Origin of the sequence: Sphingomonas sp. NPDC092440 (assembly GCF_044754985.1) — a bacterium.
GTDB lineage: Bacteria > Pseudomonadota > Alphaproteobacteria > Sphingomonadales > Sphingomonadaceae > Sphingomonas.
Map to the genome: position 1 here is coordinate 162,924 of NZ_JBIVQA010000008.1, position 20,730 is coordinate 183,653.

General features: G+C 68.5%; 26 protein-coding genes. 12 read left to right on the plus strand and 14 right to left on the minus strand.

Annotated features, from left to right (window positions below; translation table 11 throughout):
* The first annotated feature begins 31 nt into the window (after window positions 1-31).
* The 4 genes from ACIQCS_RS15425 to ACIQCS_RS15440 are packed head-to-tail and all read left to right on the plus strand — an operon-like array spanning window position 32 to window position 2,137.
* Window positions 32-424, plus strand: coding sequence for a metallopeptidase family protein (locus ACIQCS_RS15425; protein WP_345849143.1), 393 nt, complete (start codon window positions 32-34; stop codon window positions 422-424).
* On the plus strand, window positions 421-987 hold the full coding sequence (ccmA, locus tag ACIQCS_RS15430) for a heme ABC exporter ATP-binding protein CcmA (RefSeq protein WP_345849141.1): 567 nt from the start codon (window positions 421-423) through the stop codon (window positions 985-987). The genes ACIQCS_RS15425 and ccmA overlap by 4 nt, the downstream gene beginning before the upstream one ends.
* A complete protein-coding gene (locus tag ACIQCS_RS15435; RefSeq protein ID WP_345849140.1) occupies window positions 984-1,622 on the plus strand; it encodes a heme exporter protein CcmB in 639 nt (212 codons plus the stop codon). Before ccmA ends, ACIQCS_RS15435 begins: the two co-directional genes overlap by 4 nt.
* A 59-nt stretch (window positions 1,623-1,681) precedes the next feature.
* Window positions 1,682-2,137 (plus strand): barstar family protein, encoded by a 456-nt coding sequence (locus ACIQCS_RS15440; protein WP_345849138.1) that lies wholly within the window; start codon window positions 1,682-1,684, stop codon window positions 2,135-2,137.
* Here ACIQCS_RS15440 and ACIQCS_RS15445 read toward each other — a convergent pair.
* The 14 genes from ACIQCS_RS15445 to coxB all read right to left on the minus strand — a co-directional run bounded on the left by ACIQCS_RS15445 (window position 2,134) and on the right by coxB (window position 13,803).
* Window positions 2,134-2,430 (minus strand): hypothetical protein, encoded by a 297-nt coding sequence (locus ACIQCS_RS15445; RefSeq protein ID WP_345849136.1) that lies wholly within the window; start codon window positions 2,428-2,430, stop codon window positions 2,134-2,136. The two genes, ACIQCS_RS15440 and ACIQCS_RS15445, sit on opposite strands and share 4 nt — an antisense overlap.
* Entirely contained in the window at window positions 2,430-3,299 is an 870-nt protein-coding gene (locus tag ACIQCS_RS15450; RefSeq protein ID WP_345849134.1) for a class I SAM-dependent methyltransferase, read from the minus strand. The genes ACIQCS_RS15445 and ACIQCS_RS15450 overlap by 1 nt, the downstream gene beginning before the upstream one ends.
* Window positions 3,300-3,507: 208 nt before the next feature.
* Window positions 3,508-4,899 carry a threonine synthase gene (gene thrC / locus ACIQCS_RS15455; RefSeq protein WP_345849133.1) on the minus strand — a complete coding sequence of 464 codons (1,392 nt, stop codon included), beginning with the start codon at window positions 4,897-4,899 and terminating at the stop codon, window positions 3,508-3,510.
* A 49-nt stretch (window positions 4,900-4,948) separates the two neighbouring features.
* On the minus strand, window positions 4,949-5,560 hold the full coding sequence (locus tag ACIQCS_RS15460) for an HAD family hydrolase (RefSeq protein WP_345849131.1): 612 nt from the start codon (window positions 5,558-5,560) through the stop codon (window positions 4,949-4,951).
* A gap of 5 nt (window positions 5,561-5,565) precedes the next feature.
* Window positions 5,566-6,189: an SURF1 family protein gene (locus ACIQCS_RS15465; protein WP_345849129.1), complete on the minus strand. Its 624-nt coding sequence runs from the start codon at window positions 6,187-6,189 to the stop codon at window positions 5,566-5,568.
* Entirely contained in the window at window positions 6,186-6,587 is a 402-nt protein-coding gene (locus ACIQCS_RS15470; RefSeq protein WP_345849128.1) for a DUF983 domain-containing protein, read from the minus strand. The genes ACIQCS_RS15465 and ACIQCS_RS15470 overlap by 4 nt, the downstream gene beginning before the upstream one ends.
* 1 nt (window position 6,588) lies before the next feature.
* Window positions 6,589-7,491, minus strand: a complete 903-nt coding sequence (locus ACIQCS_RS15475) for a cytochrome c oxidase subunit 3 (protein ID WP_345849127.1) — start codon at window positions 7,489-7,491, stop codon at window positions 6,589-6,591.
* 86 nt (window positions 7,492-7,577) lie between these two features.
* Entirely contained in the window at window positions 7,578-8,138 is a 561-nt protein-coding gene (locus ACIQCS_RS15480; protein ID WP_345849126.1) for a cytochrome c oxidase assembly protein, read from the minus strand.
* Window positions 8,135-8,314: a hypothetical protein gene (locus ACIQCS_RS15485; protein ID WP_345849125.1), complete on the minus strand. Its 180-nt coding sequence runs from the start codon at window positions 8,312-8,314 to the stop codon at window positions 8,135-8,137. Before ACIQCS_RS15485 ends, ACIQCS_RS15480 begins: the two co-directional genes overlap by 4 nt.
* A complete protein-coding gene (locus ACIQCS_RS15490) occupies window positions 8,311-9,213 on the minus strand; it encodes a heme o synthase (RefSeq protein ID WP_345849123.1) in 903 nt (300 codons plus the stop codon). The genes ACIQCS_RS15485 and ACIQCS_RS15490 overlap by 4 nt, the downstream gene beginning before the upstream one ends.
* Window positions 9,214-9,270: 57 nt before the next feature.
* Window positions 9,271-9,954: a hypothetical protein gene (locus ACIQCS_RS15495; RefSeq protein WP_401531264.1), complete on the minus strand. Its 684-nt coding sequence runs from the start codon at window positions 9,952-9,954 to the stop codon at window positions 9,271-9,273.
* Window positions 9,955-10,845: an aspartyl protease family protein gene (locus ACIQCS_RS15500; protein ID WP_345849120.1), complete on the minus strand. Its 891-nt coding sequence runs from the start codon at window positions 10,843-10,845 to the stop codon at window positions 9,955-9,957.
* Window positions 10,846-11,024: 179 nt separating this feature from the next.
* Window positions 11,025-12,692, minus strand: a complete 1,668-nt coding sequence (ctaD, locus tag ACIQCS_RS15505) for a cytochrome c oxidase subunit I (protein WP_294049792.1) — start codon at window positions 12,690-12,692, stop codon at window positions 11,025-11,027.
* 4 nt (window positions 12,693-12,696) lie between these two features.
* The gene (coxB, locus tag ACIQCS_RS15510; protein ID WP_345849117.1) at window positions 12,697-13,803 is read right to left on the minus strand and encodes a cytochrome c oxidase subunit II; all 1,107 of its coding nucleotides are present in this window, start codon (window positions 13,801-13,803) and stop codon (window positions 12,697-12,699) included.
* Window positions 13,804-13,963: 160 nt separating this feature from the next.
* Between coxB and pyrE the strand changes: the two genes are divergently transcribed.
* The 8 genes from pyrE to ACIQCS_RS15550 are packed head-to-tail and all read left to right on the plus strand — an operon-like array spanning window position 13,964 to window position 20,729.
* Window positions 13,964-14,560 (plus strand): orotate phosphoribosyltransferase, encoded by a 597-nt coding sequence (gene pyrE, locus ACIQCS_RS15515; RefSeq protein ID WP_401531267.1) that lies wholly within the window; start codon window positions 13,964-13,966, stop codon window positions 14,558-14,560.
* A 13-nt stretch (window positions 14,561-14,573) separates the two neighbouring features.
* The gene (locus ACIQCS_RS15520) at window positions 14,574-15,326 is read left to right on the plus strand and encodes a pyridoxine 5'-phosphate synthase (protein WP_345849114.1); all 753 of its coding nucleotides are present in this window, start codon (window positions 14,574-14,576) and stop codon (window positions 15,324-15,326) included.
* Window positions 15,323-15,613: a hypothetical protein gene (locus ACIQCS_RS15525; protein ID WP_345849113.1), complete on the plus strand. Its 291-nt coding sequence runs from the start codon at window positions 15,323-15,325 to the stop codon at window positions 15,611-15,613. Before ACIQCS_RS15520 ends, ACIQCS_RS15525 begins: the two co-directional genes overlap by 4 nt.
* The gene (gene acpS, locus ACIQCS_RS15530) at window positions 15,610-16,014 is read left to right on the plus strand and encodes a holo-ACP synthase (protein WP_345849111.1); all 405 of its coding nucleotides are present in this window, start codon (window positions 15,610-15,612) and stop codon (window positions 16,012-16,014) included. Before ACIQCS_RS15525 ends, acpS begins: the two co-directional genes overlap by 4 nt.
* Window positions 16,014-16,886, plus strand: a complete 873-nt coding sequence (gene lepB, locus ACIQCS_RS15535; protein WP_345849110.1) for a signal peptidase I — start codon at window positions 16,014-16,016, stop codon at window positions 16,884-16,886. Before acpS ends, lepB begins: the two co-directional genes overlap by 1 nt.
* Window positions 16,883-18,049 carry an AI-2E family transporter gene (locus tag ACIQCS_RS15540; RefSeq protein WP_345849109.1) on the plus strand — a complete coding sequence of 389 codons (1,167 nt, stop codon included), beginning with the start codon at window positions 16,883-16,885 and terminating at the stop codon, window positions 18,047-18,049. Before lepB ends, ACIQCS_RS15540 begins: the two co-directional genes overlap by 4 nt.
* Window positions 18,046-18,666 carry a maleylacetoacetate isomerase gene (gene maiA, locus ACIQCS_RS15545; RefSeq protein ID WP_345849107.1) on the plus strand — a complete coding sequence of 207 codons (621 nt, stop codon included), beginning with the start codon at window positions 18,046-18,048 and terminating at the stop codon, window positions 18,664-18,666. The genes ACIQCS_RS15540 and maiA overlap by 4 nt, the downstream gene beginning before the upstream one ends.
* On the plus strand, window positions 18,663-20,729 hold the full coding sequence (locus ACIQCS_RS15550; protein ID WP_345849105.1) for a TonB-dependent receptor domain-containing protein: 2,067 nt from the start codon (window positions 18,663-18,665) through the stop codon (window positions 20,727-20,729). The genes maiA and ACIQCS_RS15550 overlap by 4 nt, the downstream gene beginning before the upstream one ends.
* The last annotated feature ends 1 nt before the right edge of the window (window position 20,730 follow it).

Sequence of the window (20,730 nt, forward strand, 5' to 3'; positions counted from 1 at the left end):
TAGCTCCATTGTCCGGCCTATTCCCCCCGGCATGACCGGGCAAGCCCCAGACGCCGCCGTGATCGAGCGCCTCGCCCGCGCCGCCCTCGCACGCATTCCCGAACCGTTCCAGGCGCATCTCGCCGATATCGTGCTGGTGGTCGAGGATTTCGCCGATGACGAGACGCTCGACGCCATGGGCATCGAGGATCCGTTCGACCTGACCGGCCTGTATCGCGGCCGGCCGGTGGGTGAGAAATCGGCCTGGGACGGCATGACCATGCCCGACGAGATCCATCTCTATCGCCGCCCGCTGCTCGACGAATGGGTGCATACCGGCGTGACGCTCGAATCGCTGGTCAACCATGTCGTGGTGCACGAGGTCGGCCATCATTTCGGGCTCTCCGACGATGACATGCACGCGCTGGAGGACAGCGCCGAGTGACGCGCCTGGCCCTGCGCGGTGTCGCCTGCCTGCGCGGGGGGCGGCTGTTGTTCGAGGGGCTGGACCTCGCGCTCGCGGCGGGCGAGGCGGCTTTGGTCACCGGCCCGAACGGCGCCGGCAAGTCGAGCCTGATCCGCATCGCCGCCGGGCTGCTCGCGCCCGCGGCCGGCCGAGTGGAAGGCGAAGGCGCGCGCGCCCTGATGGCCGAGGCGCTGGCGCTCGATCCCGAATTGCCGCTCGGCGCGGCGCTGCGCTTCTGGGCAGGGCTCGACGGCCGGCCCGATGCCGTGCCGGAGGCGCTGGCGGCGGTAGGGCTGGCCGATCTGGCGCCGGTGCCCGTGCGCATGCTTTCCACCGGGCAGCGCCGCCGGGCGGCATTGGCACGGGTCGTGGCGAGCGGCGCGCCGGTCTGGCTGCTCGACGAGCCCGGCAATGGGTTGGATATCGCCTCGGTCGCGCTGCTCGAGGGGCTGATCGCCGGGCACCGCGCCGCCGGCGGCATCGCCTTGGTCGCCACGCATTTGCCGCTCGCACTGCCCGACGCGCGCGAGGTGGCGCTGTGAGCATCTACGCCTCCCTGATCTGGCGTGAGCTGCGGCGTGCCTGGAGCACCGGCGGGCTGGCGCTGCCGGTCGTCTTCTTCCTGCTCGTCGCGATTCTCTTCCCCTTCGCGGTCGGCCCCGATGCGAAGCTGCTCGGCCGCATCGCCCCGGGCGTGATCTGGGCGGCGGCGCTGCTCGCGGCGCTGCTGCCGGTCGAGCGGCTGGTGGCGCCGGATCTGGAGAGCGGCATGCTCGACCAGCTGGCGGTGCGCGGGCTGCCCGATGCCGGCGTGGCCGCCGCCAAGGTGGCCGGCCATTGGCTGGGCTTCGCGCCTGCGCTGCTCGCCGCGACGGTGATCGCCGCGGGCCTGCTCCAGCTTCCGGGCGCCGCGCTGGCACCGCTGCTGCTTGCGCTGCTGGCCGGCACGCCGGGGCTCGCCGCGCTCGGCGTCGCCACCGCGGCGCTGGTCGCCGGGCTGCGCGGGGCGGGCGCGCTGGCGGGGCTGGTGATGCTGCCCTTCGCCGTGCCGCTGCTGATCTTCGGCGCCACCGCCGGCCAGCCGGGCGCGCTCAAGCTGCTCGGCGCGGTGAGCCTGTTGCTGGTGGCGGGCTGCCCGTTCGTGGCGGGGGCGGCGATGCGGATGGGGCGGAGTTGATGTTCACGGAAGCCGACTGTCAGGGGCGGCCGGATTGGCCGTTGTTGCAGAATGGTGCGGTGAATCTCTTCCGTGATTCGGAGATCTTGGCGCGGGCGCGGGCCGATCTGGCTTCGCTCGGTTATGAACTGGCCGAAATATCGTGCCGCGGGAGCAGGTCGAGCTTCGAACGGCAATTCTCCGACCTGCTGCGCTGGGAGGACCAGTTCGGCTATGCGCCCTGGTCAGGGAACCTCAATGCGCTGAACGACGGGATGAGGGACTATCCCTTTGGCGCTTCCGAGCGGAGCGCGCTGGTCATTGACGGGTTTCACCTGCTCGCCTCGGAGGATGCGGCATATGCGCATGGCTTGCTCGATATCCTGGAGTCCGCAGCGCGGGACCATCTTCTCTTTGGCAGGATGCTTGTCGCGCTGATCCAGACCGACGATCGGAGCTATTATGCGCCGGGCCTTGGCGCGCGGTGTGCCAGCTGGAACTCGCGGGAGCGGCCGCCCCTCCGTCCGCGCGACTAGGCTTCCGGCGGCAGCTCGTCGCCATACACCACCATCGCCGAGCCGTCGGCCAGCGCATCCATGGCGGCGGCGCGCAGCACCGGGTCTTCCGTTGCACCCGGATCGGCGACTTCCATGCCCTTTTCCAGCCGCACCAGCATCCAGCCCGTGCCGAGCGCGACGCCGGCGGCCTTGGCCTGCGCTTCCTCGAAGCTGTCGGCCGAGACATAGATCAGCATCGCATGGCGTCCGCCCGGCCGGCGGCCTTCGACGGTGTCGGCCACGGCGGTCGCGAGGAAGACCGAGAGGCCCATCAGCGGCTCCAGCGCGCGAAGATCGCGGTCGGCAGTTCCAGCCCGCGCGCTTCCTCGCGCACCGCCAGCTCGCCGCACTCCACCTTGCCGGGCAGGTGCGCCACATGCTGGCGCAGCAGTTCGCCGATCGCCAGCGCCGACATGCGCACGGCATAGACGGTGAGGAACAGGAAGCGCGAGTTCGCGTCGAGCAGCTTCGCCGTGTCGGCGATCAGCCCGGGCAGGCCTTCCTCCAGCTTCCACACTTCGCCGTTCGGCCCGCGGCCCCATTTGGGCGGATCGAGGATGATCCCGTCATAGCGCCGCCCGCGGCGCACCTCGCGCGCGGTGAACTTGGCGGCATCGTCGATCATCCAGCGGATCGGCAGGTCCTCCATCCCCGACAGCGCGGCATTGGCCTTGCCCTCGGCGACCGATTTCTTCGAGGCATCGACATGAGTGACCTTTGCGCCCCTGGCCGCCATCGCCAGGCTGCCGACGCCGGTATAGCCGAACAGGTTCATGAACTCGGGTGCGTCCATCCCGTCGACCTGGCTGCGCATCCAGTGCCAGACCGGCGCCATGTCCGGGAAGAAGGCGAGGTGGCGGAAGGGAGTGTTCTGCGCGGTGAAGCGCACTTCCTCCCAGGCGAGCGGCCAGCCCTCGCTCGGCACCGGCTTGGCATAGTTCCAGCGGCCGCCGCCATCCTCGTCGGAGCCGGGGATGAATTCGCCATGCGCGTCCCAGTTGTCGGACGCGGGCGCCCACATCGCCTGGGGCTCGGGACGGATGAAGCGATATTTGCCGTAGCGCTCGAGCTTGCGGCCATGGCCGCTATCGACCAGCCCATAATCGGCCCAGGGCTCGCCGGTGAGAGTGATGAGGTCCATGGAGGGTCTTTAATTGGATACGGCGAAGACGCCAATTCCTCCCCGAGCTTGTCTCGGGGAGGAGGGCCGCGACGCGTCAGCGTCGTGGTGAAGGGGCTTGCGCGTAAGCGACGGTATCGGGGTGTGGTGAAGCGCCGCGCCTTTGGCGCGGCCCTTCCACCACTCGCTTCGCGAGCGGTCCCCCTCCCCCAGCAAGCTGGGGGAGGAATTAAAGGCGTGGCTTGGCGATGCCGGCGATGTATTCCCGCACCGCATCGAGCGTGCCCGGCAGCACGTCGTAGCGTTCCTGCCGGTCGAACAGGTCGCCCACCCGGGCGGGCAGCGCCGGCCGCACGCCGGTCGCGCGTTCCACCGCGTCGGCGAACTTGGCGGGATGCGCCGTCGCCAGCGTCACCACCGGCACCTGGGCGGGGATATCCGCCCGGCGCGCGGCGGCGAGGCCGATGGCGCTGTGCGGGTCGATCACCTGCGCGGCTTCGGCCGCGGCCCAGCGCATTGCCGCGTTCATCTCGTCCGGCGCGATCCGGTCGCTGGCGAAGATCCTGGCGGCGCCCTGCTGCTGTGCATTGGTGAGGCGCATCGCGCGCGTGCTCTCGAAACCGCGCATCTGCTCGGCGACGCTCGCGCCGGCGAGATCGAACAGGAGCCGCTCGAAATTCGAGCTCACCTGGATATCCATGCTCGGCGCCGCGGTCGGCGTGACGGTGCCGGCCGAATAGTCGCCGTTCGCGAGCGCGCGGTGGAGGATGTCGTTGACGTTGGTGGCGACGACCAGCCGCTCCACCGGCAGGCCCATGCGCGCCGCGACATAGCCGGCGAAGACATCGCCGAAATTGCCGGTCGGCACCGCGAAGGCGACCTTCCGCGCCGGCGCGCCCAGCCGGACGGCGGCGTAGAAATAATAGACCACCTGCGCCATCAGCCGGGCCCAGTTGATCGAGTTGACCGCGCTGAGGCGGAAGCGCCCGGAGAAACCCGCGTCGTTGAACAGCGCCTTCACCATCGCCTGGGCATCGTCGAAGCTGCCCTCGATCGCGATGTTGTGGACATTGGGCGCGAGCACCGTGGTCATCTGGCGGCGCTGCACGTCGGAGACGCGGCCCTTGGGGTGCAGCATGAAGATGTCGACGCCGTGCCGCCCGGCGACCGCGTCGATCGCGGCGCTGCCGGTGTCGCCCGAAGTCGCGCCGACGATGGTCAGCGGCTCGCTGCTGCCGGTCAGGAACTTCTCGAAGAGCAGGCCGAGCAGCTGGAGCGCCACGTCCTTGAAGGCGAGCGTCGGGCCGTGGAACAGCTCGAGCAGGAAATGGCGATGGTCGAGCTGGACCAGCGGCGTCACCGCGGCCTGGGCGAAGCGGCCATAGGCCTGTTCGCACAGCGCGCGCAGCTCCTGTTCGCTCAGGTCGTCGCCGGTGAACGGCGCCATCACCCGGACGGCGGTCTCGACATAGGAGAGGCCCTGCAGCCCCTCGATATCCTCGCGGCTGAAGCTCGGCCAGCGCGTGGGGACATACAAGCCGCCGTCGCTCGCCAGCCCGGCAAGGGTCACGTCACGGAAGCCAAGCAGCGGCGCACTGCCTCGGGTGCTCTGATATTGCATGAGGGCGGGGCCTAGCGGGCGCGGAGAGTGCCAGCAAGCAAGACTAGCTTTAGCCGGCCCGTCCTTCGATCATGCCCCGGGCGGTATCCCGCCAGCGCCGCTTCTCGACGCGACGCACGTTCGCGCAATCCTTCATCGCATGCAGATAGGCCTGGAGCAGCGGCAACTCGCCATCTTCCCGATCGCCTTCGAACGGACGCGGGTAAATGGCATTGCCATAGTTGCGGGCGCACTTCTGCGGCGTGTCGTCGACGATCAGGATGCGCTCCAGCGGCCAGCCGCGCTTCCGGACCTTGGTCAGCGGCTTCAGATAATGCCGGTGATCGTCGGGGTAATGGAAATGGAGGTCGTCGCCCATGGGCAGGCGGCCCAGCGTGGCGCGGCTCCGGCCCCAGATGAAATGGAGGTGGGACGGATCGGGAAAGATGCGCCGCACCACTTCGACGACATAGCGATCCGATGCCGACGACCAGATCGCCAGGTCGTACCAGTCCGCGCACGCGGCAAGGAAGGCATCCAGATGCGGGCGCCGGTACACATGATAGCCGAATATCTCGAAATCGGCGGGACGATCCAGCGGCGCTTCGCGGGCGTGGATCAGCGTTTCGTCGAGGTCGAGGATGAGCAGGCCCCTCCGACCTGGCGGCGCCCCCCCTTCCATGCCCGTCACGCCTTGGGCTGCTGCCGCCATCTGAGCGCGAGCAGGTAGATCACCGAGGCGACCAGCGCGAACAGGAACCATTGCACCGCATAGGAAAGATGATTGTTCGGCACGCTCGACAGGTCGGGCTTCGCCGTCGGCGCCATGCCGGGCGCGGCGGCGGCCGAGATCAGCATCAGATGCTTGGGTTCGCTGTCGAACAGCCCGGCGAGGAGCGGGCGGTGATCGGGGGCATGGGTGATCGTGCCGGCCACCTGCCCGCCCTTCCACACCGGCTGGAACTTGGGATCGCGCGCCACGCCCATGTCGACCAGCAGCACCGGCCCCTCGGCGCCGGTGCGGCACTGCGCGACATGGCGATAGCCGTTGGAGCCATCGGCGGCGCGCCCGCCCTGGCTCTGCCAGCCGACGACCTGGAGGCAGAAGGCGCTGGCCCGGCGGAACAGATACTGGTCGCCCACCGGCAGGCGGGGGAAGGCCATTTCGGGCTTGTCGAAATTGGCGGCGTAGAGCTTCAGCGCGTCGTGCTTCTCCGCGCGGCGCTGGAGCTGCCAGATGCCGAGCCCGATCATCGCGGCGACGGCAAGGGCGACGATGATCGTCGGGATCAGCGGCAGGCGCGGCATCATTCGCCCCGCACGCGCCCTTCGCCCGCGCGGTTGCGATATTCGAGCGCGAGCAGCAGGCCCTTGGAGACGCGCAGCGCCAGGATCACCAGCGCCGTGGTGATCGGGATCCAGAGCAGCGCATGGATCAGCACGCCCGGCCGGAAGCCGAACTCCACCCATAGCGCCAGCGCCGTGACGAGCGCGCCGATGCCCAGGGTGAGGAACACGACGGGCCCGTCGCCGACGTTGAACCGAGTGAAGTCGAGCCCGCAGGCGGTGCACCGGTCGGCAAAGCCCGTGAAGCTGCGGAACAGCGTGGGCGCGCCGCAGCGCGGGCAGGCGCCCCGGGTCCCCGAAAGGATCGGGGGAGGCGATGCTGGACCGCCTCCCCCGGAAATGTCGTTCGCGCTGTCGGTCACGTCAGCCGTGAACCGGCGCGCCCCAGCCGCCCCAGACATAGATGGAGGCGAACAGGAACAGCCACACCACGTCGACGAAATGCCAGTACCAGGCCGCCGCCTCGAAGCCGAAATGCTGCTTCGGCGTGAAGTCGCCCCGATAGGCGCGGACCAGGTTCACGATCAGGAAGATCGTGCCCACGATCACGTGGAAGCCGTGGAAGCCGGTCGCCATGAAGAAGGCGCCGCCATAGCTCGAGCCGCCTTCGGACCCGGCATGGAAGGGGAAGGGCGCCTCGCTATATTCATAGGCCTGCAGGCAGCTGAAAGTGATGCCCAGGATCACGGTGAGCCACAGGCCCTTCTTGACCGTGTCGTTCTCGCCCACGCCGATCAGGCCCCACAGGCCCTTCTTCTCGCCGCCGCGCTCATTATGGATCAGCCCGTGATGTGCCCAGGTGACGGTGCAGCCCGAGAGCAGCAGGATCAGCGTGTTGAGCAGCGGGAACTTCCAGGCGTCGAGCACTTCCATGCCCTTGGGCGGCCATTGCCCGCCCACGGCCTCGACGTGCGAGGGGAAGAGCGAGAAGTCGAACCAGGCCCAGAACCAGCCGACGAAGAACATCACTTCGGAAGCGATGAACAGGATCATGCCGTAGCGCAGGTGGAGCTGCACGATCGGCGTGTGATCGCCGGCATGCGCTTCCTCGATCACCTTGCCCCACCAGCCGAACATGGTGAACGCCACGCCGACCAGGCCGGCCAGGAACACCCAGCCGCCGCCATTGTCCTTCTCCGGCGAGATGTGCGCGCCGTGCATCCACATGATCGCGCCCGACGCGAGCACGAGCGCCGAGAACGAGCCGAACAGCGGCCAAACGCTAGGCGGAAGGATATGGTACTGGTGATTCTTTGCCCCGGCCATCGAACTTCCCTGCTCCTGTTTTGCAGCAAGCTTTACGGTGCGAAATCGCTTCCCGCAACAATAGTCGCGCGCGTCCGGCGCCGGCGTCAATGGGCCTTGGCGGCGGCTTCCTTCACTGCCGGCGATTCGGCCGGATAGAAGGTGTACGAGAGCGTGATCTCCTGCACGTCGCGCGTGTCGGGATCGTCGAGGATCTTGGGATCCACGTAGAAGATCACCGGCATCCGCGCCGTCTCGCCCGGCTTCAGCGTCTGCTGGGTGAAGCAGAAGCACTGGATCTTGGTGAAGTATTTGCCGACAAAGACCGGCGTGACGTTGAACGTCGCCGTGCCGGTCACTTCATGGTCGGAGGTGTTGGTGGCGGTGAAGAACGCCATGTCGCGCCCGCCGATGTCGATCGTGTCCGATCGCCGCTCGGGCTGGAACTTCCAGGGAATGCCCTTGGCGACGTTGCTGTCGAAGGCGATGGTGATCTTCTGGCCGACGCTGCCCGGGGCGCGGGCCCCGCGCTGGGTGGTGCCGTTCAGCCCGGTCGCTTCGCAGAACATGCGATAGAGCGGCACCGCCGCGAAGCCCAGGCCGGTCATCGAGCACACGCCGATCCCGGCGAGGATCGCGACGCGCAGGTTCCGGCTGATGCGGATCATCCGGCATGGCCCAGCTGGATCTTCACGATCGAGATCGCGAAGACGAGCACCACGAACAGGCCCAGCAGCACCGCCATCACCCGGGCCCGGCCGCGCTGGCGGGCGCGGATCAGCTCGGCCTCCTCGGCCGGCGTCGCCGGGGCGGTGGGCGGAGTCGGGATCAGATCATCGGTCATGCGAACCACCTGTCGACGACGAGCGCGCCGAAAATGACGAAGAGATAGAGGATCGAGAATTTGAACAGCCGCTTCTCGGGCGCCATGCCGTCCCCGGGCTCGGTGCGGCGGATCGCCACCTGCACCGCCATGGCGAGGAACAGGCCGGACATCACCGCCGCGACGATCCCGTAGATCGGTCCGGCCAGCCCCAGCGGCCAGGGCGCGGCCGCGCACAGGATCATCGGGATGGTGTAGAGCCCGATCTGGATCCGCGTCGATTTCTCGCCGGCCACCACCGGCAGCATCGGCACGCCGGCATTGGCATAGTCGGTCTTCACGAACAGCGCGAGCGCCCAGAAATGCGGCGGCGTCCACAGGAAGATCAGCGCGAACAGCAGCACCGGCATCAGCGTCACGTCGCCCGTCGCCGCGGCCCAGCCGATCATCGGCGGAAAGGCCCCGGCCGCGCCGCCGATCACGATGTTCTGCGGCGTGCGGCGCTTGAGCCAGATCGTGTAGACGAACACATAGAACAGGATCGACGCGGCGAGGATGAGCGTCGCCACCAGGTTGATCGCGAAATACATCAGCGCGAGGCTGAAACCCGCCAGGCCGACGCCGAAGTGCAGCGCCGACTGGCGCTCCATCCGGCCGGCCGGCAGCGGGCGCTTCTGCGTCCGCTTCATCTTGGCGTCGAGATCGGCCTCATACCATTGGTTGAGCGCCCCCGCCGCGCCCGCGCCCAGCGCGATGCACAGGATGGCGGTGAAGCCCAGCACGGGATGGATCGGCACCGGGGCGGCCAGCATGCCGCACAGGCCGGTGAAAACGACGAGGGTCATCACCCGCGGCTTGGTGAGCGCGAGGAAGTCGCGCCAGTCGGCGGGCAGGGTGACGGTGGCGGAAGCGGTGCTCATGGTCGTGCGCCGGCTATAGGGCCGGGTTGACCGAGGGGGAAGGGGTGAGCGTACCCCTCAATGCAAAGCCGGCGGCCCGGAAATCGGCAACCTTGGCGGATAGAATTTCGCAGCCAGGGCCTGCGATATCTCGCTCGTCATTCCCGGGAAGGTCGCGCGGAGCGCTTCGTGGGTGAGCGGAGACAGTCCTCCCCCCGTGGTCGCGCGCAGTTGCCGCACGCGGTCGGGATAAGCGTCGAGCCATGGGCGGACCAGGTTGAACGCGTCCGCATATTGCGGCTGGTTGAAGGAGGCGTCCCTACCATGCACGGCAAGTCTGATCCGATGTTGATTGTACGAGGCAACGCCCTCCTCGAATACCGTGATCTCCTCCTTCGATCTTGGCCCCAGCAAATGCACGACCTCATGGGACAGCTGCCAGTCGAGCAGGTCGGGCGACTCCGCCGAATCGAGCGCGATACGCAACACGCAATTCTTACCCGCGCCAGGTGAAGTGGCGACGGCGGGCGGATGTCCTAGGGGCACCACTTCGAGGCCGAGGAGATTCCAGCTTGAGTCGCGCGGACCGTATCTATTTTCCGCGTCCGCCAGCAATGCCTGAAAGCGATCCTGGAAGCCCGGGAGGTCGCCATCCGGGAAGTCCGGCCCGACTGGCAGGAGGGGAGCGTGATACAGGCCGGGACGATGGTTCGATAGCATCCGGGAGATGTGGGAGGCGGCCGGAATATTGCTACCGGGCACTCACTGCTTCACCGCCTGGTCGAGCGGGATCGCCGGCTTGGGCGGCACCGGCGGCTTGCCGATCCAGGCGAGGCCGCGGGCGAGATCGATCGTCACCACCCAGTTGCGCAGGAACGGCATGCCGAGATTGCCGTCCATGATCATGTCCGGCGTGAAGGCATCGGGCGTGGTCGCGCGAATGTCGCCCAGCACTTCGAAATCGGCCGGCTGCTTGTCTTCCAGCTTCGGGTCCATCCCCACCAGCTCGGCGATGGGCTTGGAGACGAGCACGGTGCCGCCATTGCCCGAATCGAGCTCGAACCACAAAGTGCCCAGCCTGCTCGGCACCGCGGCCATCACCGCCAGCGCGCCGCCGTCGATCTCGCGCTTCAGCCGGATGCGCAGCGGCCGCATGCCGGCGATGCGCGCCGCCCGGCTCGCTTCCGATTCGAGCGTCATCGTGCCGGCCGCGAAGTCGAAGGTCACGGTGCGGCCCTCGAACAGGTTGAGCCCGATGATCCCGTCCAGGGCGGCGTTCTTCGGATTGTCCGCCGCCATGTTGACCAGCCCGGTGATCGGTGGCCTGGCGGCGATCCCGCCTAGCGTGATCGCGATATTCTCGCCGCAATGGGGGCCGTCGAAGCGCTTGCCCATCATGTTGTAGCCAGTGAGGCGCCCCCAGGGCGTGCAGCCGGCCCGCGTCGCGGTCTCGCGCGAGACGAGCGTGATGCCCGCGCCGGTATCGAGCAGGTACAGCCCCTTCTTGCCGGCGATCTCGGCTTCGATTGCCCAGCGGGTGCGCCACGGCGTCAGCTGGATCACCGCTTCGGGCCTGGCCGGCGGTGCCGTCTGCGCTTCGGCGGCGGGCATGGCGGCGAACAGCAGCGCGAGCGCGCCGGGCAGGAACTTCATCTCGCTTCTCCCTGGATTTCCCGGCATTCGTTCCGCCTGCGCATCTTTCTCCAGGATGAACGGCGCGATTCATGCGGTCAATGCCGTGCCTGGCGCGACCAAAGCCCGCGGCGCCGGACATGAGAACGCCCCGGAAGTTTCCTTCCGGGGCGTTTCATGCGTCAGCCTTGCGGCCGGGCTCAGTGGTGATGCCCGTCCTCGATGACCGGCAGCGTTTCGAACTGGTGGAACGGCGGCGGGCTCGACAGCGTCCATTCGAGCGTCGTCGCGCCTTCGCCCCAGGGATTGCCCTCGGCCTTCTTGCCCGCGACCAGCGCCCAGATCACGTTGACGAAGAAGATCACCATCGAGGCGAACATGATGAAATAGCCGATCGTGGCGACATGGTTCCACAGCGCATAGGCGTCCGGATAGTCCGGATAGCGGCGCGGCATGCCCTGCAGGCCCAGGAAGTGCATCGGGAAGAACAGGATGTTCACGCCGACGAAGAAGATCCAGAAGTGCAGCTGGCCGAGCAGCTCGCTGTACATCCGGCCGCTCATCTTCGGGAACCAATAGTAGAAGCCGGCGAACAGCGAGAACACCGCGCCGAGCGACAGCACATAGTGGAAGTGCGCGACGACGTAATAGGTGTCCTGCATATAGTCGTCGACGCCGCCGTTCGCGAGCACGACGCCGGTCACGCCGCCCACGGTGAACATGAAGATGAAGCCGATCGCCCAGACCATCGGGGTCCTGAAGCTGATCGAGCCGCCCCACATGGTGGCGATCCACGAGAAGATCTTCACGCCGGTCGGCACCGCGATCACCATGGTGGCGGCGGTGAAATACATCTTCACGGTGACCGACATGCCGGTGGTGAACATGTGGTGCGCCCACACGACGAAGCCGACCAGGCCGATCGCGACCATGGCATAGGCCATGCCGAGATAGCCGAACACCGGCTTGCGGCTGAAGGTGGCGATGATCTGGCTGACGATGCCGAAGCCCGGCAGGATCATGATGTACACTTCGGGGTGGCCGAAGAACCAGAACAGGTGCTGGTAGAGGATCGGGTCGCCGCCATATTGCGGGTCGTAGAAGGCGGTGCCGAAATTGCGGTCGGTCAGCAGCATGGTGATCGCGGCGGCGAGCACCGGCAGCGCCAGCAGCAGCAGGAAGGCGGTGATCAGCACCGACCAGACGAACAGCGGCATCTTGTGCAGGGTCATGCCCGGCGCGCGCATGTTGAAGATGGTGGTGATGAAGTTGATCGCGCCCAGGATCGAGCTGGCGCCCGCCAGGTGGAGCGACAGGATCGCCATGTCGACCGACGGCCCCGGCTCGCCATAAGTGGAGAGCGGGGCGTAGACCGTCCAGCCCGTGCCCGCGCCGACGCCCGCGAAGGGCGAGGCGAGCAGCAGCAGGAAGGCCGGGATCAGCAGCCAGAACGAGATGTTGTTCATGCGCGGGAACGCCATGTCCGGCGCGCCGATCATGATCGGCACGAACCAGTTGCCGAAGCCGCCGATCATCGCGGGCATGACCATGAAGAACACCATGATCAGGCCGTGCGCGGTGATCAGCACGTTCCAGAAGTGCATGGCGTCGTCGAACTTGGTCTCGTTGCCGTGCAGGAAGCTCAGCCAATAGGGCAGCCACTGGATGCCCGGCTCGGCCAGCTCGACGCGCATCAGGCCCGAGATGCCGCCGCCGATGATGCCGGCGACGATCGCGAAGATCAGGTAGAGCGTGCCGATGTCCTTGTGGTTCGTCGACATGAACCAGCGGGCGAAGAAGCCCGGCTTGTGATCGGCATCATGGTGGTCATGCGCATGATCATGCGCGTGGAGGGCGATATCGGTCATGGTCTCACTTGCCCGTCATGTTGCCGGCGGCGGCGTTGGCGGCCGGCGCGGTCTCGTTGGTGGCGGCCGGTTCGGCGGCGGCATTGGTCTCGGCGGCCGGCGCGGCAGCGTTCTGCGTGGCCGTGGCCGCCGCGGCGGCGGCGACTTCGTTCGGCATGGTGCCGCCCTTCGCCTTCACCCACTGGGCGAACTCGGCCGGCGACACGGCCTCGACCGCGATCGGCATGTACGCGTGGCGCGCGCCGCACAGCTCGGAGCACTGGCCGAAATACAGGCCCGGCTTCTCGATGATGAAGCTCGTCTCGTTGAGCTTGCCCGGCACCGCGTCGAGCTTGATCCAGAAGGCGGGGACCGCCCAGCTGTGGATCACGTCCTGCGCGGTGGTGATCAGGCGGATCGGCACGCCGACCGGCAGCACCACGCGCTGGTCGGTCGCGAGCAGGCGGGGGCCGTCGGCATCGGTGCGGTAGCGCGTGCCGGCCGGGACCTGGCTCTGCTCCTTGAGCATGTTGGCGGTCAGCTGGATGCCGCCATTGTCCGGATATTCATAGCTCCAGAACCACTGGTTGCCGATCGCCTTCAGCGTGATCGCATCCTTGGGCGCCGGCTTGAACTGCGCGGCGAGCAGGCTGATCGACGGCACGGCGATCGCGACCAGGATCAGCACCGGCACCAGCGTCCAGATGATCTCGATCGTGGTGTTGTGCGCGGTCCGCGACGGCGTCGGGTTGGCGGCGCGGCGATAGCGGAAGATCACCCACACCAGCAGGATCAGCACGAAGATCGAGATCCCGGTGATCAGCGGCAGCAGGATGTAGTTGTGGAATCTGTGCGCCTCCCGGCCGTTCGGCGTCACCTGCTCCTGCAGCGTGATCGCGTCGGCGGTCGGCTGGCCGATGCCCGGTGCCGCCTTGGTCCGCGGCTGGCCCGAAGCATCGAGCGTGGGATCGGCAACCGCCGGCGTGGCGGCCGCGGCCGGCGCGGCGCTGTTCGCGGCCGAACCGTTCGCGACCGGAGTCGCGGTGTTCGCAACAGGCTCCTGGGCGGAAGCGGGCGTGGCGAACGCCATCCCCGCCGCCAGGAGGATCGAAGTCAACCCAAGCATGCGCATCGTCTATCTTCACCCTGTTCCGCAAGAGCCCCGGGCTGGGAAAGGATTACCCCCAGTGCAACTGGCGTATACGAGCCACGCATCCATTCTCAACCCTTTTTGATCGCCCGTTGCGGTCGTTGGAGGGTGGTCCTAAGGGAAATCGACAATCCCGGCGACGATGGAGCGAGCATTGGAAGGCAACGCAATTCTGGACGAGTTTCGTGCTGCAGGTGCGTTGCTCGAAGGCCATTTCATCCTGTCTTCCGGCCTTCGCTCTCCCATCTTCTTGCAAAAAATGCGTATTTTCGAGGACCCCGCGCGCACCGAGCGTGTGTGCAGTGCACTAGGAACGCTGATCCGCGAATCGTTCGGGCAGGTCGACATGGTCGTCTCCCCCGCGATCGGCGGAATCATCCCGGGCTATGAGACGGCCCGCGCGCTGGGCTGCAAGGCGGTGTTCGTCGAGCGCGAGGACGGCGAGTTCCAGCTGCGCCGCGGCTTCGAGATTCCCGAAGGCGCGCGGATCGTGATGGTCGAGGACATCGTCACCACCGGCCTGTCGTCGCGCGAGTGCATCGCCGCGATCCGCAGGCATCCGGGCGAGCTGCTCGGCGCCGCCTGCATCGTCGATCGCTCGAACGGCACGGCGGACATCGGCGTGCCGCTGGTCTCGCTGCTGAAGATGGACGTGCCCGCCTATCCGGCCGACCAGCTCCCGCCCGAGCTGGCGGCGATCCCCGCGGTCAAGCCGGGCAGCCGGGCGATCACGGCATAGGGAGGCGCGAAGGGTGACCGCCAAGCTCCGAGAGTCTTCGAGTGACCGCCTCCGCCTGGGCGTCAACATCGATCATGTCGCCACCGTGCGCAACGCGCGCGGATCGGGCTATCCCGATCCGGTGCGTGCGGCCCTGCTCGCGGCCGAGGCCGGCGCCGACGGCATCACCGCGCATCTGCGCGAGGATCGCCGGCACATCACCGACGACGACATCGCCCGGCTCTCCGCCGAGCTGACGGTGCCGCTCAACCTGGAGATGGCGGCGACCGGGGAGATGCTGGCGATCGCGCTCCGCCACCGCCCGCACGCCGTCTGCATCGTGCCCGAGAAGCGCGAGGAGCGCACCACCGAGGGTGGGCTCGACGTCGCCGGGCATTTCGACCATCTCGCCTCGATGGTGGCGAAGCTGCGCGAGAATGGCAGCCGGGTCTCGCTGTTCATCGAGCCCGATGAGCGCCAGATCGACGCGGCGCTGCGCCTGGGTGCCCCGGTCGTCGAGTTCCACACCGGCCGCTATTGCGAGCTGGCCGAGGCGGACCGCGCCGCCGAGCTGCGCCGGATCGCCGATGCCGCCGCGCTCGCGGCCAAGGCGGGGATCGAGCCGCATGCCGGCCACGGCCTCACCTTCGACAATGTGATCCCGATCGCCGCGATCCCGCAGGTCATGGAGCTCAACATCGGCCATTTCCTGATCGGCGAGGCGATCTTCGACGGCCTCGCCCCGGTGATCCGCCACATGCGCGCGCTGATGGACGCGGCGCGGTGAGGCAGGCGGCGCTGGCTGTGGTGGCCGCGACCAGTGCCTGTCTGGTGACGCTCGCCAGCCTCGCGCCGGTGCGGATGCTGCTAAGCAAGATCGGCGCGGAGATCATCAGGACGTGGGACCAGTTCTTTCTGGAGATGTCGCTTCCGCGCCTTGGCGTCGGCCTGGCGATAATCTTCGGGGGAACCTATCTCCACGGTCGCAGGCCGAGGCTGGGCCTGGCGCTGATTGTCGCCGCGCCCGTCCTCACGCTCGTCGCGCATATTCTTCTACTGGCGGTCAACCTATGATCCTCGGCCTAGGCTCCGACCTCTGCAACATCGAGCGCATCCAGAAATCGCTGGACCGTTTCGGGACACGTTTCGAGCAGCGCAGCTTCACCGACCTGGAGATCGCCAAGGCCAGGACCCGCCCGCACAACTATGCCGCCACCCTCGCCAAGCGCTTCGCCGCCAAGGAGGCTTTCTCCAAGGCGGTGGGAACCGGGTTCAAGGCGGGCGTGTTCATGAAGGACATCGGTGTCGTCAACGCGCCCTCCGGCGCCCCTACGCTGGCATTGACGGGAGGCGCGAAGGCGAGGCTTGACGCCATCACCCCCGCGGGTCACGTCGCGATGGTGTATCTGACGCTGACGGACGATCATCCCTGGGCGTTCGCCATGGTGATGATCGAGGCGGTGAAGGAAGGTTGATGGGGGCGGACGAGCTCGCGTTGAGTCACGAAGCGTTCGAGGAGGAGGCCGAAGCCCGGCCGCGCACCGACTGGTGGGCGGAGGCGCGCGGCATCCTCTGGCTCGTGCTCGCGGTGCTGGGCTTCCACAGCCTGATCGCCAAGCCCTTCTTCATCCCCAGCGAATCGATGCTGCCCGGGCTGCTGGTCGGCGACCGGCTGGTGGTGACCAAATATCCCTATGGCTATAGCTGGGTCACGCCGACCTTCCATGTGCTGCCCTTCATGCACGGCCGCATCCTGGGCAGGCTGCCCGAGCGCGGCGACGTGGTGATCGTCACGCCGCCCGGCACCAACACCGACTATATCAAGCGCGTGATCGGCCTGCCCGGCGACACGATCGCCGTGAGGGGCGGCATCGTCTATCTGAACGGCAAGGCGGTTCCGCGCCGGGCGATGGGCGATCGCTACATTCCCGTCGATCCCAACACGCGCTGCGACGACGACCATTATCACGGCTTCCTCGCGGTCCGCGACGGCAAGCGCTACTGCCGGTTGCCCATCTATCGCGAGACGCTGCCGGGCGGCCGCTCCTACGACACGGTGGACCTCGGCTTCCGCCCCGGCCGCGGCGACAATTATCCCGAGATCCGCGTGCCCCGGGACAAGGTGTTCCTGATGGGCGACAATCGCGACAATTCGGCCGACAGCCGCTTCCCGCTCGACCAGAACGGGCTCGGCGGCCCGGTGCCTTGGGAGAATATCGGCGGCCGCGCCGAGTTCATCACCTTCAGCCTCGACGGCAGCGCCAGCTGGAATCCGCTGACCTGGCCGCGATCCTTCCGCCCCGGCCGTGCCGGCACCTCGCTTCACCCGCAACGGGACAGTCAATGATGAGCGATCCGCTTGCCTCCCCGCACGTCCATGTCGTCCAGGAACCGGGACCCAACGAGCTGCGCGACCCGGTGGTCCGCGCCGAGCTGAAAAAGGCGAGCGTCTGGTTCGGCCTCGCCATCGCGGTCGCCCTGTTCGTGCTGCTGATCCAGCCGATCCTGATCATCTTCGGCGGGCTGGTCTTCGCATCGATGCTAGATGGCGGCGCGCGGCTGCTCGGCCGCATCCTGCCGATCCCGCGCGCGCTGCGGATCGTGATCGTCGTCCTGCTGGTGATCGCCTTCTTTGCCGGCATCTTCTACCTGACCGGGGTGCAGATCGCCGCCCAGGCCGAGCAGCTGCGCACCACGCTGGAAGTGCAGGCGAACAAGGTCGCCCAATGGGTGGCCGATCTGGGCCTGATGCCCGGCCGCTCCGATCTCACCGGCCTCGCCCAGCAGGCGCTGGGCAGCGTCGGGCGGCTCACCTCGGCGGTGGGCTCGGTGTTCGGCGCCGTCTCGTCGCTGCTGATGATCGTGGTCATCGGCCTGTTCGTGGCGCTGGAGCCGCGCATCTACGAGCGCGGCCTGCAATGGATGGTGCCCAGGGACGCGCGCGATTCGTTCGCGCTCACGATCAGCCGCATGGCGACGACGATGCGGCGGCTGCTGGCCGGGCGCCTGTTCGGCATGCTCTTCGAGGGCGTGGTCACTGCCTTCTTCCTGTGGCTGGCCGGCGTGCCGATGGCGCTGCTGCTCGGCATCATCACCGGCGTGCTCGCCTTCATCCCCAATATCGGCGCCTTCCTCTCCGGCGTGATGATGATCTCGGTGGGCTTCAGCGCCGGCACCGAGACCGGCATCTGGGCGATCATCATCTATTTCGGCGTGCAGAATTTCGACGGCTATGTCGTGATCCCGATGGTCGCCCGGCGCACGGTGGACATGCCGCCGGCGCTCACACTCTCATCGCAGATCCTCGCCAGCACGCTGTTCGGGGTGCTCGGCCTGGCGCTGGCCGATCCGATCGTGGCGATGATCAAGGTCGCGCTGGAGAGCGAGGCGGAGCGCGCCGCCCGCGCCGCCGACGAGGAGAGCCCGCGGCTCAAATGGCGGGTCCGGCTGCGACGGGGCTATGAGGAAGGGGCGCCGACGCCGCTCGAGCCGCCGGCGGGCGCGGCATGATCCTCTACGACTATTTCCGCTCCTCGGCCGCCTATCGCGTCCGCATCGCGCTGAACCTGAAGGGCGTGGCCTATGCGCGGCGCGATATCCTGCTGCTCGAGAACCAGCAGCGCTCGCCGGAGCATCTTGCCCGCAACCCCCAGGGCTTCGTCCCTGCGCTGGAGGCCGATGGCAAGGTGATCACCCAGAGCCTGGCGATCATCGAATGGCTCGACGCGCGCCATCCCGAGCCGCGGCTGATCCCCGCCGATCCCGATGCCCGCGCGGCGGCGATGGCCCGGGCGCTCGTCGTCGCGGCGGACACGCATCCGCTCAACAATCTGCGCGTGATGCGGCGCCTGAAGGAAATGGGCGTGGACGAGGAGGGGCGGAACGCCTGGACGCGCCACTGGATCGCCGAGGGCTTCGCCGCGCTGGAGGCGATGGCGGGGGGCGGGCCGTTCCTCGGCGGCGACGCGCCGGGAATCGCCGATCTCTGCCTGGTGCCCCAGATGTACAATGCCCGGCGCTTCGAGACGCCGCTGGACGCTTTCCCCCGCCTGGTCGCGATCGATGCCGCCGCCGCCGCGCTGCCCGCCTTCGCCGCCGCTCATCCCGACGCGGTGGCGCCCAAGTGAGGATCGCCGGGCTGGCGGCGGGCCTGCTGCTCGCCGCCCCCGCCCTGGCGCAGGAGCAGGAACGGGAACAGGAGCCCGACGCGATTATCGTCACCGGCCGCGGGCTCGCCGCGCCGCCGGGCGACGCCGCCTATGACGTGGTGACGATCGCGCGCGACCGCATCGCCGGCACCGCCAGTGGCCGGCTGGAGGATGCGCTGCGCGACGCCGCCGGGCTCGCCCAGTTCCGCCGCTCCGATTCGCGCTCGGCCCATCCGACCTCGCAGGGGATCACGCTGCGCGGCCTGGGCGGCAACGCCTCCAGCCGCGCGCTGCTGCTGCTCGACGGCGTGCCCCAGGCCGATCCGTTCGGCGGCTGGGTCGCCTTTCCCGCCTATCTCCCCATAAGGCTCGCCGGCGCGCGGATCGTGCGCGGCGGGGGCAGCGGCTATGCCGGGCCGGGCGCGCTGGCGGGCACGATCGAGCTGGAGAGCGGGAGCCCCGCACAGCTTGGCCGCCTTTCGCTGGACGCGCTCGGCGGCAGCCGCGACAGCCTCGATCTCGCGGGCGTGGGCGCGGTCGAGCTCGGGCACGGCTTCGCCACCCTTGCCGGCCAATATGCGCGCGGTGACGGCTTCACTCCGATCGTCGCGGCGGAGCGCGGACCGGTCGACCGGCCGGCGCCCTATGAACAGGCTGCCATCGCCCTGCGCGCCGTCACTGCCCTTGGCGCCGATACCGAGCTCCAGGCCAATCTCTCCGCCTTCTCCGATCATCGCGATCGCGGCGTCGATTTCACGCAAGTGAAGAGCGAAGGCGCCGATGCCAGCCTGCGCCTGGTCGGCCGCGGCACCTGGGGCTGGTCGGCGCTCGCCTGGTTCCAGACGCGCGGCTTCGCGTCGGGCTTTGCCAGCGTCAACGACGCGCGCACCGTCGCCGCGCCGACGCTCGACCAATATGCGGTGCCCGCCACCGGCCTTGGCGCGCGCCTGGAGATCGCCCCGCCCGTCGGCGGCGGCGTGACGCTGCGCCTGGGCGGCGACCTGCGCCGCGTCTCGGGGCGGACCGAGGAGCTGTTCACCTATGTCGCCGGGAGCCCGACCCGGCGCCGCGTCGCAGGAGGCGAGAGCCTGACCGTCGGCGGGTTCGCCGATGCCAGCTACGAACGCGGGCCGCTCACGCTCAGCCTGGGCGTGCGGCTCGATCATTGGGACATTGCGGACGGCTCGCTGCTGGAGACTTTGCTCGCGCCCGGTCCGGTGATCACGAGCAGCCGCTTCCCCGATCGCCGGGGCTGGGAAGCCACCGGCCGCGCGGGCGCCGCCTATCGGCTGGGCGGCGTGACGCTGCGCGCGGCCGCCTATCGGGGCTGGCGCCTGCCGACGCTCAACGAGCTCTATCGCCCCTTCCGGGCCGGGGCCGATGCCACCGCCGCCAATGCCGCGCTCGACCCGGAGCGGCTGACCGGGGCGGAGATCGGGATGGACTGGCGCCCCGTCGCCGCGCTGACTCTCCGCGCCACCGGCTATTGGAACCGCCTCGACGGCGCGATCGCGAACGTCACGCTGGCGCAGGGGCCGGGCAGCTTTCCCGGGGTCGGCTTCGTCTCGGCGGCGGGCTTCTATCGCCAGCGAGGGAACCTCGACGCGGTAACGGCCAGGGGTGTCGAGCTCGACGGGCGCTGGGCGGCGGGGCCGCTCAGCCTGGCCGCCTCCTATGCCTTCACCGATTCGCGCGTGTCGGCCTCGGGCGCGGCGGCGTCGCTCGACGGCCTGCGCCCGGCCCAGACCGCGCGGCACCAGGCGAGCGCGACGCTTGGCTGGGCGCGGGGCGATGCCGGGGCGTCGCTCACCGCCCGCTATGCCGGGCCGCAGTTCGAGGACGACCAGAACAGCCGCACGCTGAAGGGCGCCTTCACGCTCGACGCTGCCGCGGCGCTGCCGCTCGCGCATGGCTTCGCGCTCCAGGCGCGCGCGGAGAATCTCCTCGATGCCGAGGTGCAGGCCGGGATCAGCGGTCCGGGCGTGATCGAGCGGGCGCTGCCGCGTACCCTGTGGCTGGGCCTGCGGCTGAAGCTGCGCTGAG

What these genes read in the sequence shown, in the direction of transcription:
- ACIQCS_RS15425 (WP_345849143.1), top strand. Translation starts at nt 32, where the DNA reads ATGACCGGGCAAGCCCCAGACGCCGCCGTGATCGAGCGCCTCGCCCGC.
- ACIQCS_RS15445 (WP_345849136.1), bottom strand. Translation starts at nt 2,430, where the DNA reads ATGGGCCTCTCGGTCTTCCTCGCGACCGCCGTGGCCGACACCGTCGAA.
- ACIQCS_RS15450 (WP_345849134.1), bottom strand. Translation starts at nt 3,299, where the DNA reads ATGGACCTCATCACTCTCACCGGCGAGCCCTGGGCCGATTATGGGCTG.
- thrC (WP_345849133.1), bottom strand. Translation starts at nt 4,899, where the DNA reads ATGCAATATCAGAGCACCCGAGGCAGTGCGCCGCTGCTTGGCTTCCGT.
- ACIQCS_RS15460 (WP_345849131.1), bottom strand. Translation starts at nt 5,560, where the DNA reads ATGGAAGGGGGGGCGCCGCCAGGTCGGAGGGGCCTGCTCATCCTCGAC.
- ACIQCS_RS15465 (WP_345849129.1), bottom strand. Translation starts at nt 6,189, where the DNA reads ATGATGCCGCGCCTGCCGCTGATCCCGACGATCATCGTCGCCCTTGCC.
- ACIQCS_RS15475 (WP_345849127.1), bottom strand. Translation starts at nt 7,491, where the DNA reads ATGGCCGGGGCAAAGAATCACCAGTACCATATCCTTCCGCCTAGCGTT.
- ACIQCS_RS15480 (WP_345849126.1), bottom strand. Translation starts at nt 8,138, where the DNA reads ATGATCCGCATCAGCCGGAACCTGCGCGTCGCGATCCTCGCCGGGATC.
- ACIQCS_RS15485 (WP_345849125.1), bottom strand. Translation starts at nt 8,314, where the DNA reads ATGACCGATGATCTGATCCCGACTCCGCCCACCGCCCCGGCGACGCCG.
- ACIQCS_RS15490 (WP_345849123.1), bottom strand. Translation starts at nt 9,213, where the DNA reads ATGAGCACCGCTTCCGCCACCGTCACCCTGCCCGCCGACTGGCGCGAC.
- ACIQCS_RS15500 (WP_345849120.1), bottom strand. Translation starts at nt 10,845, where the DNA reads ATGAAGTTCCTGCCCGGCGCGCTCGCGCTGCTGTTCGCCGCCATGCCC.
- ctaD (WP_294049792.1), bottom strand. Translation starts at nt 12,692, where the DNA reads ATGACCGATATCGCCCTCCACGCGCATGATCATGCGCATGACCACCAT.
- coxB (WP_345849117.1), bottom strand. Translation starts at nt 13,803, where the DNA reads ATGCGCATGCTTGGGTTGACTTCGATCCTCCTGGCGGCGGGGATGGCG.
- pyrE (WP_401531267.1), top strand. Translation starts at nt 13,964, where the DNA reads ATGGAGCGAGCATTGGAAGGCAACGCAATTCTGGACGAGTTTCGTGCT.
- acpS (WP_345849111.1), top strand. Translation starts at nt 15,610, where the DNA reads ATGATCCTCGGCCTAGGCTCCGACCTCTGCAACATCGAGCGCATCCAG.
- lepB (WP_345849110.1), top strand. Translation starts at nt 16,014, where the DNA reads ATGGGGGCGGACGAGCTCGCGTTGAGTCACGAAGCGTTCGAGGAGGAG.
- ACIQCS_RS15540 (WP_345849109.1), top strand. Translation starts at nt 16,883, where the DNA reads ATGATGAGCGATCCGCTTGCCTCCCCGCACGTCCATGTCGTCCAGGAA.
- maiA (WP_345849107.1), top strand. Translation starts at nt 18,046, where the DNA reads ATGATCCTCTACGACTATTTCCGCTCCTCGGCCGCCTATCGCGTCCGC.